Source organism: Johannesbaptistia floridana (assembly GCF_057440575.1).
Window position 1 is genome coordinate 65,450 of record NZ_JALKVM010000170.1, and the last position, 17,258, is coordinate 82,707.

Sequence of the window (17,258 nt, forward strand, 5' to 3'; positions counted from 1 at the left end):
CTTCAAGACTTCAAAACTCATTACTCATTACTCATGATTCATCCACAAGTAACTTTGGATAAAGATGCGAGGGTCTGAGTTACCTTAGGTTGTTTGTTTTTTCCGGCGCGTAGTGGTTTTTTTCTTAGTAGTTTTCTTCTCACCCGCTTTAGCGGCGATTAAACTCAAAGCTTGTTCGAGAGAAATATCCTCTACTTTTTCTTCTTTGGGAATAGAAGCATTAATTTTACCGTGTTTGACATAAGGACCATAGGGACCTTCATATAGATTTACTGGCTGTTCGTCTTCAGGATGAACTCCTAATTCCCTCAGAGGTTTTTTAGTTTTTCCTTTGCCGCCTCGGGACCTTTTAGGCTGAGCAAGTAATTCTAAAGCCCTCGGTAAATCTATAGCTAAGAGGTCATCATCTTTTTTCAAAGAGCGATATTCTTTACCCTCTTTGCCTTGGTCGTGGACTACGTATGGTCCAAAACGTCCTATATTTGCTAAAACTTTGCACCCTGTTTCTGGATGTTCTCCCAATAATCGGGGCAAGGATAAGTATTTTTGGGCCATCTCCAGGGTAACATCTTCTGGTTTAATTCCTTTGGGAATAGATACTCGTTTGGGTTTGGGATTTTCATCGGTTACTTGTCCTAACTGAATATAAGGACCGTAACTACCAATTAAGATGTAGATATCTTCACCAGTTGCGTTATCTGTGCCTAGAGATTGAGGACCTTCGGTTTTTTGGCGCAGTATGGTTTCTATCTGTTCAGAATTGAGGTCTGCTGGAGTCAAGTCTGAAGGTAAAGAGGCTGTAATTGTTTCTTCTCCCTGATGGGCTTCTATATAGGGTCCATATTTACCAATTTTTACCGCTACTTCTAGGTTGTCTAGATTTATGGCTTTAGCTTCACTCGGGTCTATTTGTTCTTCTCTGACTTTAACTTGGTTTTCTAGTCCTTTTTCTCCTAAATAGAATTCTTTGAGATAGGGCAGCCATTGGGCTTCTCCTGTGGCAATTTCATCGAGGGTTCTTTCCATTTTTGAGGTAAAACTGGTGTCTACTAAGTCGGGAAAGTTTTTTTCTAGGAGACTAACTACGGCAAAGGCTGTGAAGGTTGGTACTAAAGCTTTGTTGCGTAGTTGAATATACCCTCTATCTATGATTGTGCCTATGATACTTGCATAGGTACTTGGACGTCCTACACCTTCGCTTTCTAAGGTTTTCACCAGGGATGCTTCTGTATATCTGGCGGGAGGTTGTGTTTCGTGTCCTACTGTATCTATTTGTTTACAATCTGGTGAATCTCCTGTTTGTAATTCTGGTAAGATTACTTCTTGGTTGTCAAGGGCTGCTTCTGGATCATCTGACCCTTCTACGTAGGCACGGAAAAAGCCTGGGAAGTCAATACGTTTGCCTGATGTGCGAAATCCAGCATTTTCTACTTGTAGAGAAACACTAATTTGAGTTAGTCGCGCTGGTGCCATTTGACAGGCTACTGTACGCATCCAGATTAGTTGATACAAGGCTAGGTCTAAAGCCCCTAATCCTGTTTCTTGGGGAGTACGAAAGGTATTCCCTGCTGGTCGTATTGCTTCGTGTGCTTCTTGTGCTCCTTTACTTTTGGTTTGATATTGTTTCGGTGAAGGACTGAGATATTCTTTTCCATACAAGTCTTCTACACAACTTCTAGCGGCGGCGATCGCCTCTGCTGATAAATGTACGGAGTCTGTTCTCATATAGGTTATATAACCGTTTTCATAGAGTTTTTGGGCTATTTGCATGGTTTCCCTGGCAGATATTCCCAATTTACGGTTGGATTCTTGTTGCAGTGTTGAAGTTGTAAATGGTGGTGAGGGATGGCGGGTTACTGCTTTTTCTTCTACTTCTTTTACTTCCCACTTTTTCCCTGCTATGTTTTCTTTGAGGGCGATCGCTTCTTCTTCATTCAGTAAGACTACTTTTTTATTTTTCGCTATTTTTCCTGTATTTGCGTCAAAATCACTGCCTGTGGCTAGTTTTTTTCCATCCAAGCTTACTAGTTTTGCTTCAAATTCCTGTTCTTGTTTTGCTAATAATGCTTTTAAATCCCAGTATTCTCCTGAGTTAAATGCCCTTCTTGCCCTTTCTTTTTCTACTACTAAACGTACTGCTACTGATTGCACTCTCCCTGCTGATAAACCTCTCGATATCTTTTTCCATAGCAGGGGTGATAGGGTATAGCCTACTAGTCTATCTAAAATACGTCGAGTTTCTTGAGCATGAACTAAATTATAATTAATTTCACGACAATTTAACAGAGCTTTTTCTATTGCTTCTCTGGTTATTTCGTGAAATACCATTCTTTTACTTGGTACTTTTGGTTTTAATAGCTGTAACAAATGCCAGCTAATACTCTCTCCTTCTCTATCTTCGTCTGTGGCTAGGATAATTTCGTCTGCTTCTTTGAGTGCATCTTTTAGCTGTTTGGCGACTTTCTTTTTTGTTTTAGGAATTATATATATAGGTTCAAAGTTTTCCCGCACGTTTACTCCCAAGGATGCCCATTCTTGGTCTTTATATTCTGCCGGGATTTCCTCTGCTTTCGAGGGTAAGTCACGAATATGCCCCATTGATGCTTCTACTAGGTATCCTTGGGGTAAGTAATTACGGATTGTTTTTGCTTTTGTTGGTGATTCTACGATTACCAGAGTTGACATAATATGTTTTTTTACTAAACAATGATTGATTGATTGGTATAATGAAAGTCTAGGTATGATTTACTTATTTTTCTCAAGTCAGTTGTTTTTTATCATACTTATTGTTTTCTCTAACACAATATATTTGCTTTTGACAAGGGGAATAATTACTTACTCTCTTGTTTAATTACTTAACTAACCACTTATGTTGCTTATGTTACCCCATTCTAACTTAGATAAAGTTCATGAACCAATCACGAGCGCTACTCCTGAAATTAAAACAATCATTGAAGAGGTGTTAAAGCTTGAGAAAAGTAAACTATATCAAAAAACCCCTAAACATATCAATGATGATATTCTTAAAATAATTAAAAGTTATATTAACTAGTTTCTATTTTAGACATATTTTTAAAAAACGGAAGATGAAATGAGAATTATTTCGCTGCAATTATATAATTTTCGTCAGTTTTACGGAAAAACGCCGATAATAACTTTAGCATCAGGAGAGCGCAACACAACAATCATACACGGCAACAATGGGGCAGGAAAAACTACAATTCTCAATGCTTTTACTTGGGTGCTTTATAACAAATTTACCTCAGCTTTTGCAGCAAGTGACCAGTTAGTAAATAAAAAAGCCCTAGCAGAAGCTAATATGGGAGATCGCTCGATAGAATGTTCTGTAGAAATTGAATTTGAACATGAGGCTATACGTTACCGTGTCAGACGCAGATGTTTTGCTTATCGAAATCAAAATAATAATCTACAATATAGCACTCCAGAATTGTATATGGATTTTGCAGGAGATGATGGCCGTTGGGAGAAGCCCCATGAATCTCCAGAAGAAGTTATAGAAAATATTTTACCATCTAGCTTACATAAATATTTCTTTTTTGATGGAGAACATATTGATCATCTCTCTCGTAGTGAACAAAAAAGTAATTTAGCGGAAGATACTAAAGAATTAATAGGGATAAAAGTACTAGTTAGAGCAATTAGTCATCTGAAACAAGCGAAAAAAAAGTTACAGGAAGAATTAGCAGAAATTGGTGATATTAAAATAAAAAATTTAGCAAAAAAGCAAAGTAAACTAGAAGAAACATGTCAAGGATATGAGCAATATATTCGAGAAATAACTGATAGTTTAGCAGAAAATGAACGGCTTAAGAGAAATCTTAATGAGGAATTTCTTAAGGTTAATGGCATAGAAGAAATTCAAGGAAAGAAAATGGAATTAGAAGCAAATGAAAAAAAGCTCCGAGAAAATTTAAAAGAGATTAATCAAAAAATAAAAAAGATTATTTCTAGTCAAGGATTTACAATTTTTTTATCAGAGGCTTTTCATAAGTTTTATGTGATTTTAGATGATTTAAGGAAAAAAGGGGAACTACCTAGTGGAATTAAACAAAACTTCGTAGAAGACTTGTTAAATCGTCAAGAATGTATTTGTGGACAAGAATTACACCAAGAAAGTGAAGCATATCAAAAAGTAAAAGCTTGGATGAATAAAGCGGGAATAGCTGAAATAGAAGAGACAGCTATTCGTCTGGAAACTCAAATTCAAAATATAGAAAAATCTACCTTAGGAGAGTTTTGGCACAATTTAGACCAATATCAAGGACAATTAAATCAAGCAAGACAAGAATTATCGAAAGTTGAAACTCAACTAGACGATGTCAAAGAAAAACTAAGACGCTATCCAAAAGAAGATATAAAAAAATTACAACAGAATTTAGACGCGGTAGAGAGTAAAATTAGAGAAGAAAATATAGAATTAGGGGCAACTCAAGAAAAATTGGCGATCGCCAGACAAGAAATTGCTACCAATGAAAAAGAATTACAAAAACATCAAGTCAAAGAAGAAAAACAAGCCTTAGCTAAACGAAGAATTGAAGCAACCAAAGAAGTAATTGAGAGAGTAGAAGCGGTTAAAATCCTGATGGAGAAACAATTTCGTATTTCTCTAGAACAAAGAATTCAAGAAATTTTTAGTGAAATTTCCTTTACCCCCTATATTCCCCGCATCAATGAAAATTACGAATTGCAATTAGTAGAGAACACTTCAGGAGTAGCTAAGTCTGTGGCTGCATCTACTGGGGAAAATCAGATTCTCAGTTTATCTTTTATTGGCGGCATTATTGATCGTGTTAGAGAATGGCATAAGCAAAATACACTGATGGGACCTAATAGTAGCACTTTTCCGATTGTCATGGATTCGCCTTTTGGGAGTTTAGACGAGATTTATCGCAGACAGGTAGCTAAATTAATTCCTCAGTTAGCTAATCAATTGATAGTTTTAGTAACTAAGACTCAGTGGCGTGGAGAAGTAGAAACAGAAATGGGAGATCGCATTGGTAAACAATATGTTTTAACTTACCATTCTCCAAAACCAGATTCTGAGGAAGACTCAATTAACATTAATCATCAGAATATACCTTTAGTTAAAAGAAGTGTTAATGAGTTTGAATATACTGAGGTGGTGGAAGTAGATCTCAGTTAAAGATAGTTTGACTATTGAGCTATATGTTTATTCACAAAATCATAATTATCTATTCATTGGTGCAAGATCTGAGTCTTCCGCGATCGCCATAAGCGAAAATAGATGTTTAGTTTAAACTCTAGTAATAAGCAATAGTAAGCCTTCTCCCAATTGGGAGAAGGCTTGTTTTGATTACCATATTAAACGATTATTCTTGAGGAGAAAGATTAGCTTCTTCTATAGAAAAAGCATCAAAGTCTCTACCACCAAATTCTCCTGTTACTGTTAATTCTTGTCCCACAACCACATTTTTAGTGGTGTTGTCTCCGTAAATATCCCAAGAATCTACCTTGACTGTGCGATCCTCGGTTCTTAATTTGAATCCATCTTCCCATACTTTTTCTACTGTTCCAGTTAAAATAGTTTCAGCTTGACTAGGAAAAATCACACTGCTGCTTAGTAATAAAAACAAGGTAGTTAGTATTGTTTTCATCTTTCTTTTTTAGGTTATTTTTAATTTTTTCCTACATCTTAGCAGTTTTATTTGTTTAGTAATAAATTTTAATATTTAATTATTAAATATTAATCATAGATTTTTATTTTGGTTTATTAGTATATAGCGTTTTTCAGTCTACTGAGGTATAGAGGTTAACGGATTTAGGGAATAGGGAATAGGTAACACCGGATCTGAAAATGCACCTCACTTGCTTTGGAATTGCTATAGCAATAATCAAGTTTATTTATTATTTCTATTTTAATTAATTATACAGTTAATTAACACTTCAGTAAAACTAAGTTTTTTGATGCGCTCTATATTCAGGGTGTCAACTATATCAAACTTAGCTCCAATAATCTGCAACTCCTCATCCAAAGTTTTTAAATATTGAGAAGCTTTTTTATCTTTGCCAATTTGAATAAAAGAAATACTTATTTCTTCTTTGCAATCAATTTTATTAGTCGCATTAATTATGATATTAATTACTTCTTTATGACTATTTGGTTCACCATCTGTAATTACTAAAAAAGTTTCTCCATTAAGCTTAGTTTCACCCTTCGATTTGCGTTGAAAATAATTCTCCAAAGCATCTTGTAAAGCACCTGCTAAATTACTACTGCCCATAGGATCATTTTCTGCAAAGATTTGAGTGACTTTATGATAAGTCACATTATCATAACGCTTAAACCTAGTTGAGAAAAAGTACACAGTGATTCCATCTGGGTCGAATTCATCGCATTTTTTGGCTAAAGCCAGTGTTGATTCTTGCACCTCTTCCCAACGAGTTTTTCCCCTTGGTGTATCGTTAATGGACATACTACCACTTCTATCAATTATGATAGTATAGTCTCGGTTTTTGAGTAGTTCAATTGTTTGCATAAAAAAATCTCCCGATAATTTAATCAATTTTCAAAGGCTGAATACTTATAAAATATCATTTAAAATACCTTTTCAATTTTTAATTTTAATAAAAATCCACATCACCCGATAAGTAATAAAAACAAGGTTTTTGAGCTAAATAACTGCAAAAACCTTGTAATTGTAGGAGAATCTAAATACTTGAAATTGTTAATATCTGAAAACTTCGAGTTTATCAAGAAGTCTTGTTGATATTTTGCAGCTTACAAGTAATTCTTATTTAACCAAGTATACTAATTAATTGGATGAAGCTTTATTCTTTAACAGAGAACTTACACTTACAGGAAGCAATGTTCCCAGAAAGAGTCCTAAAATACTAGCAGGCTCTGGAACAGGGGTAGAACCATTAATATCATAGGTAACATCTGCTGACCCATTATCGCCTCCTCCGAAATCATAAGCAAAAAAACTATCATCTAAAGAGAAAAAACCAGGAACAAAAGAAAATTCCACATCAGTGGAATAACTTAGTCCTAAAAAATTCCCATTATCAAATTCAGCTTGAGCACCAGTAAAAGAAGTATCATCAGCTTCTGTATAAGTTACTCCGAGAAAATCGTAGCTTAAATCAAAAACACTCACAAATTCTGAACCTGTACCAGTAAGACTTGAATCATCAAAACTAAAACTACCAGTAAATGTGCTTCCTGATAAGCTACCATCAAAATTATCTACTGTCATATCATAAGTAATAGTTGCGGCTTCTATTTTTTCACCATTGGTTAATATTATTCCCATGGTAGAAAATCCAAGTAAGAGTGAAACAAGGTTGTTGATTTTCATCGTGATTAATTATCCTAATACTATGTGTTCTTGTCCTTAGAAAAATATTTCTCAATTGGTTATTTAGTGGCGTTAATAATTTTTCCTGTGGGCAAAAAATTATAGCTACAAAAAGAAATATGAGAAATATTTTAATTGGCTATATTTTGACAAAATCTGTTAACCTTATAGCACAAAATTGTCAAGGTTACTCAATTCCTCTGCACCCACATTTTGAAAGAAGATAAATTGTCGGGGAACGCTTAATTCTCCAAAACCATCTCTATCTACGCTGAGAAGAGAACCATTAGCAGTAGGCTCAATGCTAATAAATCCGTCTGCAATTGGATCTAAACCAGTATATCCAAAGCTATCCAACAAATCTGAAAAATCAAGTAGATCTTGACCTACTTCAAAGTCAGTAACAATATCACCTGCATCTACAATGCTATTATAGTCGAGAATATCCTGCCCTGCGCCTGTAGTAATTAAGTCTCTTGCTTGCTTCCCTGTAATTAAATCGTCCCCATCTGTACCTACAAGAGTATCTCTCCCTGATGTACCTTCAATGATGTTAATATCTGTAGGAGTCACTGTAATCACAACACTAGCACTGTCTTGGCCACCATTGCCATCACTAGCAACATAGGTGAAGGTATCAGTTCCAGTAAAGTCAGTATCTGGGATGTAGGTAAAAGAACCATCCCTTTGTAAACTGAGGGTACCATTACTCACATCTGATAATAAACTTGCTGAGAGAGTATCTCCATCGGCATCAGTATCATTCTCTAACACCCCAATTGCGGGAATTATCAGAGTTTCATTTTGATTAGTAGTGTAGCTATCATCTCTGGCTATGGGCGGAGTATTTTCTTGTGCTACTACGACAAATACTGTAGCTACGTTAGAATTACTTGTGCCATCATTGGCGCGATAGGTAAAGCTATCAATTCCATTGAAATCATTATCTGGGATATAGGTAAAAGAACCGTCGCTTTGTAAACTGAGGGTACCATTACTCGGATCTGATACTAAATTTGCTGTCAGAGGATCTCCATCGGCATCAGTATCATTCTCTAATACCCCAATTGCAGGAACTGTCAGAGTTTCATTTACATTAGTGAGGTAGATATCATTTTGGGCGATTGGGGCAACATTTTCGTCCGCTACCACGATGCTTACTGTGGCTAAATTAGAATCATTTGTGCCATCACTGGCGCGATAGGTAAAGGTATCAATCCCATTGAAACCAGTATCTGGGATATAGGTAAAAGAACCATCCCTTTGTAAACTGAGGGTACCATTACTCACATCTGAGACTAAATTTGCTGTAAGCGGATCCTCATCGAAATCTATATCATTCTCTAACACCCCAATTGCCGGAATTATCAGAGTTTCATCTATACCAGTAAGATAGCTATCATTTCTCGCGATCGGGGGAACATTGTCCTCTACTACCAGAATAGTTACTCTAGCTACATTAGAATTAACTGTGCCATCATTAGCAACATACAAAAAGGAATCAAATCCAATGAAATCAGGATCTGGAGTGTAGGTAAAAGAACCATCACTTTCTAAATTGAGGGTACCATTAGTAACATCTAATACTAAATTTGCTGTAAGAGGATCCCCATCTAAATCTATATCATTCTCTAACACACCAATAGGAAAAATTATCAGAGTGTTATTTACACTAATAAGGTAGCTATCATTTCCCGCTATAGGAGGAAGATTTGGTTCAGGTAGTTGATTTACCCCAATCAGCACCGATGAATTGTTGAGATTAGTCATATTTTTAAATACTCACAAAATACAAATTTAACTTTCATTAACAATAATTTACTGCATAGTTAGGTTTTTTTTATCCTGTTCTGTGTTTTTTATATTTTTTTTAATATTTACTTTAAGTAGTTTCATTAAATTATTTGTGAAGCTATTTTTTTCAAAATAACTTACTAGCTTATTAACTATTAATTTAGATAAAAATAAGCTTCTAAGTGTAAAAACTTAAAAGCCTAATTAAAAAACCTTGAAAATGATGGATTTACCTAATTAAATATACTAAAAAATATCATATATTTAAATTTATTTAATTAAGCTTTTTAACTTTTGCTCGCGTCTTGGAACGATAAAAAGGCTTTTTAACTACTTTAGCTGGATATAATTTACCACGAATTTCTACTTCTACTTCCTGACCAACTTTACTAAAAGAAGTCGGTAAATAAGCCAGGGCGATCGCCTGATTCAGGGTAGGAGAGAGTGTCCCACTAGTCACTTTACTAACTATTTTCCCTTCAGAAACAATAGGATAGTCATGGCGGGCAATTTGTCTTCCTTCCATCGTTAAACCCACTAAACGGCGTTTAACCCCTTCATTCATTTGTTTAACCAGGCTTTCTTTACCGATAAAATCAGTTTTTTGCTCTAAATCTATCAACCACTTTAAACCTGCTTCTAGGGGAGTAGTTGTTTCATCGATATCTTGGCCGTATAAGGCCATAGCCGCTTCTAAGCGTAGAGTATCCCGAGATCCTAAACCACAGGGGGTAACCTCAAGCTTGAGAAGCGTGAGCCACAATTCTTGTCCTGCTGTTGATGGTAGCATAATCTCAAAGCCATCTTCCCCTGTATAACCAGTACGGGCGATAAATACCTCATCATCACCTAGTTTAGTAGTTATATGTCCAAACAAGGGGATTGCTGCTAAATTTTCTCCCACTATACTTTCTAATTTATCTACAGCTAGTGGTCCTTGGAGAGCGATTAATACTTGTCCCTCCGTGACATCTTCTAATTTTACTTGATTACTATCTAAATTTTTCAATAACCAGGCTTTATCTTTAGAGGTTGTCGCTGCATTGACAATAATCACACCTGTTTCTAAACCTTGGTTATTTTGGCCTTGGTAGTAAAAAATGATGTCATCAAGAATACCTGCTTGTTGATTTAACAATAGACTATACTGAGCTTCTCCTGGTTTTAACTCACTAATATCTGAAGGAATAAGATAGTTTAACTCTTGCCGGAGATTTTCTCCTGAGAGTAAGAACTTACCCATGTGAGATATATCAAACATACCAACTGCTGTACGTACTGCCAAGTGTTCTTGTTTTAACCCTTGATATTGTACAGGCATTTCCCAGCCAGAGAATGGAGTAAAACGGGCTTTTTGAGCCTCGGAGAGGTTGTATAGGGGAGTTCGCCGCAGATTTTGAGACATTGATTCTTTTGATTGAGTCACTGTTATTTTTAATTTCTTAACAAAAATTTAATATTTTAAAATATACTATAGATATCTTTGGTTTAACAAAATTAGTTTAATAAATATTCATGGTTGTAACTTTAACATTAACAAGTATCTTAGGTTGGTTTCTCAGTAGTTTAACAGGAGGAGGGAGTCCTCTGATTTTGATTCCAGTACTAAGCTTTTTTGTTGAGGCTACCGCTATTCCTCCCATTATTACCATCAGTATGCTCTGTGGTAATAGTCAAAGGGTATTTCTTTACTGGCAAAAAGTCAACTGGGAATTATTAATTTGGTATTTACCAGGCGCTGTGATTGGTGGTAGCCTTGGTGCTTTTATTTTTACTCAAACCGAAGCACAAGGAATGATGATTTTACTAGGATTTTTTTTGATTGTTTCGAGTCTTACCAGTAGTTGGGGTAAAACTGAGCACTTATTTAAGGTAAAAGCTTGGTATTTTTTGCCAGGAGGTTTTATTTATGCCTTTTTATCAGGGCTTTTAGGTAGTGTTGGTCCCCTGTTAAATACATTTTATCTCAACTATGGACTTGATAAAGAAACTATGGTTGCTACTAAATCAACCCACATGATTGTAGTGCATCTAATTAAAATAATAACTTATGGTGCCCTAGGTGCTTTGAGTGGTTCTCATATTAGTTATGGTTTACTTATGGGTTTAGCTGCTTTTCCAGGAAATTGGCTAGGGAAGATAATTTTAGAAAGAATGACTCAGCAACAATTTAAACAAGTTGTCCTTGCTTTTGTTGCTTTGAGTGGTATCTTTATTCTCTGGCAAGAAAGGACCTTTTGGAATGTTAGTTTATTCTTATAGTTATTCTTTATCTTGATCTATCTCAGGAACTATATCAGGACGTTCTTTGTCTTCCCATCCAGGAGGCCGTTTAGAGTTATACCAAGCAATAGAACCAACAGTTACTGCTGCAATAAATCCTATTACATAAACGGCGATAAAATAAACTGGAACACCACCAGTAGCGGCGGTTTCTGCGAATAAGTACATAGTAGACAAGTTTATTGTGGTTAAATTTTCATTATTTTACCAAAAACTTGTACACATTCGATGAATCGAGGTGCAAAAATTAGTTAAAATAAATAAGATAACAGTATTTTTGTACTAATGTGGAGGAAAGTTTAATGAGTATCAACATGGTAAATTTAGTAGGACGTGCAGGCAGAGATCCAGAAATTCGCTACTTTGAATCGGGGAAAGTAGTTTGTAATTTAACAATGGCAGTAAATAGACCTACGAGTAAAAGCGATGAACCAGACTGGTTTAATTTAGAGATTTGGGATAAAACAGCGGAAGTAGCAGCTAATTATGTTCGTAAAGGTAGTTTAATTGGGATACAGGGGTCGTTGAAAATAGAGACTTGGAGCGATCGCAATACAGGCACACTCAGATCTAAGCCAGTGATTAGAGTAACTAGACTAGACTTACTAGGCTCAAAAAGAGATAATCAATTAAATCAAGATAGTAATTATGCCCAAGCAGAATCAGAATTTTGAGAAAATTGACCGATAACCTAAAGTATGCCTTAGTACACGAATGGTTAACCCCTGAAGCTAAAGGAGGTTCCGAGCTAGTAGTACAAGAAATATTAAGTAATATAGACGCTGATCTCTACGCTTTAATTGATTTTGAATCAGTTAACCCCCAAAGTTATTTGTATCAGCGTCAAATTGGCACAACATTTTTACAACAATTGCCCCTAGCTAGAAATGGGGTGCAAAAATACTTACCCCTATTACCCATAGCTATTGAACAACTTGATTTATCTTCATATCAAGTAATTCTCTCCTCTTCCCACGCCGTAGCTAAGGGGATTCTCACCACTCCCGAGCAACTGCATATATGTTATTGTCATACACCAATGCGCTATGCTTGGGACTTAACCTTTGACTATTTAAATAGTAGTCCTTTAGGAAAAGGGGTTATGGGTATTTTCACTCGTTATATACTGCACCGATTGCGCCTGTGGGATGTAATTTCAGCCCAGCGAGTGGATTATTTTATCGCTAATTCTCAACATACCGCTCGTCGTATTTGGAGGTGCTATCGTCGTCCGGCGACGGTGATTTATCCTCCAGTAGATTTAACTCGATTTGAATTAACTTCGGAAAAAGAAGACTTTTTTGTCGTGGTATCTCGCTTAGTTAGCTATAAAAAAGTTAGTTTAATAGTAGAAGCATTTAATCAATTAGAGAAGCCTCTAGTAGTAATTGGATCTGGTTCAGAACTTCCCCAGATTCGTAAGTTAGCTAAAGCTAATGTGGAAGTATTGGGGAGTCAATCTAATCAGGTAGTAAGTAAATATCTCAAGTCAGCAAAAGCCTTTGTCTATGCAGCTATAGAGGATTTTGGTATTGCTATAGTGGAAGCCCAAGCTTGTGGTACTCCAGTAATAGCTTATGCTGGTGGTGGAGCTTTAGAAACAGTTATAGATGTGAGGGAGAATCCAAATCAAGCCACAGGAGTACTTTTTTCTCCCCAAACCACTCAAGGTGTGATTGAGGGGGTTAATCTGTTTTTGCAGCAGCAAGATCAAATATCTCCAGATAATTGTCGTCAACAGGCAGAAAGGTTTGATAGGAGTGTTTTTGCTCAATCCTATTGTGAGTTTGTAGAAAAGTCTATATTAACTTGGCACTAGGCATCAAATTTCTGAGAATCTCTCTACAGATAAGATAAATCCAGGTAAGACTTCTTCCCCTGATAATTGAGTAGGTAAGAGTCTAATTTCTTTATCTTGTTTTAATCTGTAGATCTCAACCTGTTGAGCTTGAGGATTAAATAACCATCCTAGGCGTACACCACTACTTATATACTCCTGCATTTTGGCTTGCAGAGTGGTTAGAGAATCAGTGTAAGAACGTAATTCTAAAACAAAATCAGGTGCAATGGGAGGAAACCGACGTTTTTCTTGAAGGGTTAAATTTTCCCAGCGAGATAACTCCACCCAAGCCGCATCAGGAGAGCGATCGCCGCCTCCTGGTAGCCTAAAAATAGTTGAAGAACTAAATACCTTTCCTAGCTTAGTTTGACGATTCCAAAGGGTTAAATCTGCACCAAATTCCAATTCTTGGTTGCCACTATATCCCCCAACTGGTGCCATAATAATTAAACTTCCTGTAGCGGTGCGTTCCATCCGTAGCTCTTGATTAGCGATCGCCAGATGATAAAATTGTTCATCTGTTATGTTTACCGTACTTATATCCAAAGTCAGGGGCAGATTAACCATTTATCTTCAGAAAATCGTGATCATCTTTTATTTTATCCATAGCTTGAACTAATTGTGCGGCGATCGCCAAAAGTTGATAATCGCTTCCTCTTTTTCCCACTAACTGCACTCCAATTGGTAAATTATCTTGAGATTTACTCCAAGGAATTACCACTACAGGATTACCGCCTAAATTAAACAGCGTAGTATAAGCCCCAATGGCTTGTAAGTAGGGAAACTGTTGGCGATCAATTTCAATAGGTTCACCATACTGACGATGAGTAAAAGCTGGTATAGGTGCTACAGAGAATGACACTGCCCACAAAAGCAATGTTAGATATTTGAAAAATAATTTACTATTACTTATGCAAAAAAAGAGCAAAAACGAGCAGCATGATGATCAATCCCAGTAATAGCAGTACCAACAACTACAGAGTAGGCACCCAGAGATATCGCCTCTCCTGCCATTTCCGGGGTAGCGATTCCCCCCTCACAAATAACTGGCAGAGAAAGCCTAGTAGTCAATTGTGGCAGAAGTGCAAAAGCCGGAGGAGAGAAATTTTTAGTCGCTTCTGTATACCCATACATAGTAGTACTAATTATATCAGCGCCCAAATCTGCTGCATTCATAGCACTTTCGATACTATCTATGTCTGCCATAACTAGTCTTCCCCCTTGATGTATTTGTTCTATCAATTCAGACAAACTATGATTACCAGGGCGTTTTCTGGTGGTGGCATCAATAGCAATAATCTCAGCTTCTGTAGCCAGAAGACCAGTTACTTCTTGCCTAGTGGGGGTAATATAAACAGAAGAATCTGGGTATTCTCGCTTCCACAAACCAATCACCGGAATATGGGGGATTTTTGCCTTGACCGCGTGAATATGGGCAGGAGTATCTATTCTTACAGCAACAGCGCCTCTTTTTACACAAGTTTGGGCGATTGCCGCAATTATCTCCGGTTGATGTAGAGGAGAATCAATAGGCGCTTGACAGGATACAATTACCTGAGATTTGAAAGATGATCTTAACTTATTTTTCATCACGCCAAGGAATTAATTTTTTCTAATAATAAACTTGGTTCTATCGGTTTAGCTATATAGTCATCAATGATATTCAGTGACAAATATTCCCAATCTTTGGCACTCATCCGACTACTGAGGACTAAAACTTTGATTTTATCAATTCTGTTAATATTTTTTAAAACTTGACTAATTTCATAAACATCTGGCAAATCTTGACTTAGAATAACAATACTAGGTTCTAAAACTTCCATTTGTTCTACCGCTGTTGCCCCATCAACTAACCAAATAATTTGATAATCAGCAACGGTAAGTAATTCACAAACTAAAGTAGCAACCTCTTCATCTTGCTCTACAAGAACAATTGTATGTGGTTGAGTGATGTTTAAACCTCCTGTAGGGGGTAATGATGGTAAATTAGAGACTAAATCAAACTGATTGGGTAAGCGCACAGTAAAGATAGAACCATTTCCAGGACTAGATTCCACCTCAATTACACCATTAAGTAATTCTACTAACTGTTTTGTCAAAGCTAAACCTAATCCGGTACCACTATAGTGACGTATGCGGGTTCTCTCTAACTGTCGAAAATTCTCAAACAACTGAGGGAGTTCCTGTTCAGAAATACCAATTCCAGTATCTTCTACCTGAAAAATTGCTTGATTGTCAGCATAGCGAACTCTCAAAGTTACTTTTCCTGGGGATTGAGTGAATTTAAGCCCATTATCAAGTAAGTGTAAGAGAATTTGTTCCACTCTTTCGGGATCCGTCCAGAGGCGATCGCCGTTTGATTTAACCTCTAAATCTAATTCTAAAGCAATTTTCTGTTGTTTGGCTTGAGAGCTAAAATGATTCATCACCAAACGACACAAATGCCTTAGAGAAACTTCTGTGATTTTTAAAGCGGATTTCCCTGCGTTAACTTGGGAAAAATAAAGCAAATCATTCACTAAATCCAATAGTTTTCGCCCATTGTTTTGAATGCTTTCTAAATATTGGCGTTGCTTATCCACAGAAAAAGGAGATTTTTCTCCACTCCAATGCAACATTGTTCCAGACAATCCAATTATACAAGTAAGAGGAGTACGGAATTCATGACTCATACTATCGAGGAATTCAGACTTAGATTGATTAGCAACCCGCGCGGCGAGTAAAGCATCTCTTAATTCTTGTGCCCGTTGATTGACAAGTAATTCTAATTGTTGTTTTTGATTTTGTAATTGTTGATAACTTTGATTTTGGTAAACGGCGATCGCCAAATGTTCAGCTAGATAACGAAGAAATTGAATTTCATTTTCCGTCCAATTCCGAGGTGTATGACATTGATGGGCAATCAAGAAACCCCAAATCTTGCCTTCTACCAAAATAGGAGTAACAATTTTCGCCTTAACTTGTAAGCGTTCCATCAAAACCTTTAAACAGGGAGATAAATCCGTATTAGTTTGAGTGTCATTAATTGCCAAGCTAAAGCCTTTGCGGTATTTACTTCGTTGCTGAGGAGAATCAGCAAAACAAGATTCATCATGGAAGTGTAAAATCGAACTAATTTCTTCAGAAGCTTTAGCCTCATAGGTAACTGTATCAACTAGTTGTTTGACTCCCGTTTCGGGATCTTCTATCTCCACATCTAGCTGATAAATCACGAGGCGATCTAACTGTAATAAATCTTGTACCTGTTCCACGGTTTTTTGAAGAATAATTAACCAATCTAGATTTTGGCTAATTTGCATGGTAACTTGGTTTAAAATTCTCGTTTGTTCCTGTTGATGATACAAAGCTTGATCCACAGAAGATTGGCAAAAACGGGAATAATGGCTTTTAGCTGGGTAAATTTCCTCTGTATGGGGAGTCATCCGTTCCCCGGATTTTAACTCTCGGGTGCAAGCGAAGTGACCGCATTCCGGGGTCAGAATTTCCAGTAACTCAATTATAAATTGATTAAACAGATTGTGATCACTAGCTGTTTGTGTATAATTAATTTCCCGAATACGTTGAAGTAATAGAGGATTATTCTCTAGTTGAGGTTCCAGTTTTTTCACAGTATCGGCGATCGCCAAAGGTTCTAGAGTCATAGTTACCTGATAATTACAAGAGTTAACCTTCTCCTCATAACCCAGTAAACAAGCGCTAAATTCCTGACATAGTAAAAGAGAGAGATATTCGTTAGCCTGCTGTTGATTTTCTTTTTTTGGGCTAAATAAATCTTCCTCAGTAATTAAAATAGCCTCTTCTCCCTCTGCTTGAGAGATTTTTAACATTTGATTCCACAAGCCACAAAGTTCTTCAAACTTGGCTTTAGGCAATATCCGATTTAAGATAAAATTAGGAGAATTAAACATTTTAGATGCTGTTGTGAAAACTTGTCTAGTTAGTCCCGTTAATAACTAAAGCATCCCTCATATTTTCTCCTTTCTCTATTATTCTAATCTTTT

At 36.4% G+C, this 17,258-nt stretch carries 15 protein-coding genes; 4 read left to right on the forward strand and 11 right to left on the reverse strand.

Annotated elements, in window-relative coordinates; genetic code table 11:
• Window positions 1-84: 84 nt before the first annotated feature.
• Window positions 85-2,685, reverse strand: coding sequence for a type I DNA topoisomerase (gene topA, locus MW688_RS11630; protein WP_486736146.1), 2,601 nt, complete (start codon window positions 2,683-2,685; stop codon window positions 85-87).
• 406 nt (window positions 2,686-3,091) lie between these two features.
• Between topA and MW688_RS11635 the strand changes: the two genes are divergently transcribed.
• Window positions 3,092-5,164, forward strand: coding sequence for an AAA family ATPase (locus MW688_RS11635; protein WP_486736147.1), 2,073 nt, complete (start codon window positions 3,092-3,094; stop codon window positions 5,162-5,164).
• Window positions 5,165-5,351: 187 nt separating this feature from the next.
• Here MW688_RS11635 and MW688_RS11640 read toward each other — a convergent pair whose 3' ends face one another.
• From MW688_RS11640 to gcvT, 5 genes are all read right to left on the reverse strand, one after another.
• A complete protein-coding gene (locus tag MW688_RS11640; RefSeq protein WP_486736148.1) occupies window positions 5,352-5,636 on the reverse strand; it encodes a hypothetical protein in 285 nt (94 codons plus the stop codon).
• Between the two features lie 261 nt (window positions 5,637-5,897).
• A complete protein-coding gene (locus MW688_RS11645; protein WP_486736149.1) occupies window positions 5,898-6,518 on the reverse strand; it encodes a VWA domain-containing protein in 621 nt (206 codons plus the stop codon).
• Window positions 6,519-6,794: 276 nt separating this feature from the next.
• Window positions 6,795-7,295 carry a PEP-CTERM sorting domain-containing protein gene (locus tag MW688_RS11650; protein ID WP_486736150.1) on the reverse strand — a complete coding sequence of 167 codons (501 nt, stop codon included), beginning with the start codon at window positions 7,293-7,295 and terminating at the stop codon, window positions 6,795-6,797.
• A gap of 210 nt (window positions 7,296-7,505) precedes the next feature.
• Complete coding sequence (locus tag MW688_RS11655) at window positions 7,506-9,110, reverse strand: Ig-like domain-containing protein (protein ID WP_486736151.1); 1,605 nt, start codon at window positions 9,108-9,110, stop codon at window positions 7,506-7,508.
• Between the two features lie 298 nt (window positions 9,111-9,408).
• A complete protein-coding gene (gene gcvT / locus MW688_RS11660) occupies window positions 9,409-10,539 on the reverse strand; it encodes a glycine cleavage system aminomethyltransferase GcvT (RefSeq protein ID WP_486736183.1) in 1,131 nt (376 codons plus the stop codon).
• Between the two features lie 110 nt (window positions 10,540-10,649).
• On the opposite strand from gcvT, the gene MW688_RS11665 reads away from it, so the two are divergent.
• Window positions 10,650-11,396 (forward strand): sulfite exporter TauE/SafE family protein, encoded by a 747-nt coding sequence (locus MW688_RS11665; protein WP_486736152.1) that lies wholly within the window; start codon window positions 10,650-10,652, stop codon window positions 11,394-11,396.
• On the opposite strand, the gene psb35 is transcribed toward MW688_RS11665, so the two are convergent.
• Window positions 11,397-11,585, reverse strand: a complete 189-nt coding sequence (gene psb35, locus MW688_RS11670; RefSeq protein WP_486736153.1) for a photosystem II assembly protein Psb35 — start codon at window positions 11,583-11,585, stop codon at window positions 11,397-11,399. It lies immediately after the preceding gene.
• A 134-nt stretch (window positions 11,586-11,719) separates the two neighbouring features.
• On the opposite strand from psb35, the gene MW688_RS11675 reads away from it, so the two are divergent.
• Both MW688_RS11675 and MW688_RS11680 read left to right on the forward strand, forming a co-directional pair.
• Complete coding sequence (locus MW688_RS11675; RefSeq protein WP_486736154.1) at window positions 11,720-12,091, forward strand: single-stranded DNA-binding protein; 372 nt, start codon at window positions 11,720-11,722, stop codon at window positions 12,089-12,091.
• Window positions 12,092-12,096: 5 nt separating this feature from the next.
• Window positions 12,097-13,236, forward strand: a complete 1,140-nt coding sequence (locus tag MW688_RS11680; protein WP_486736155.1) for a glycosyltransferase — start codon at window positions 12,097-12,099, stop codon at window positions 13,234-13,236.
• A gap of 3 nt (window positions 13,237-13,239) precedes the next feature.
• Here the strand turns inward: MW688_RS11680 and MW688_RS11685 are convergent, their stop codons facing one another.
• From MW688_RS11685 to MW688_RS11700, 4 genes are read right to left on the reverse strand one after another with little or no spacing between them, the layout of a single operon-like run.
• A complete protein-coding gene (locus tag MW688_RS11685) occupies window positions 13,240-13,824 on the reverse strand; it encodes a Uma2 family endonuclease (protein ID WP_486736156.1) in 585 nt (194 codons plus the stop codon).
• Window positions 13,817-14,119: an amidase family protein gene (locus MW688_RS11690; protein ID WP_486736157.1), complete on the reverse strand. Its 303-nt coding sequence runs from the start codon at window positions 14,117-14,119 to the stop codon at window positions 13,817-13,819. Before MW688_RS11690 ends, MW688_RS11685 begins: the two co-directional genes overlap by 8 nt.
• Window positions 14,120-14,166: 47 nt before the next feature.
• On the reverse strand, window positions 14,167-14,847 hold the full coding sequence (locus MW688_RS11695) for an N-acetylmannosamine-6-phosphate 2-epimerase (protein WP_486736158.1): 681 nt from the start codon (window positions 14,845-14,847) through the stop codon (window positions 14,167-14,169).
• Entirely contained in the window at window positions 14,847-17,165 is a 2,319-nt protein-coding gene (locus tag MW688_RS11700; RefSeq protein WP_486736159.1) for a hybrid sensor histidine kinase/response regulator, read from the reverse strand. The genes MW688_RS11695 and MW688_RS11700 overlap by 1 nt, the downstream gene beginning before the upstream one ends.
• Window positions 17,166-17,258: the final 93 nt, after the last annotated feature.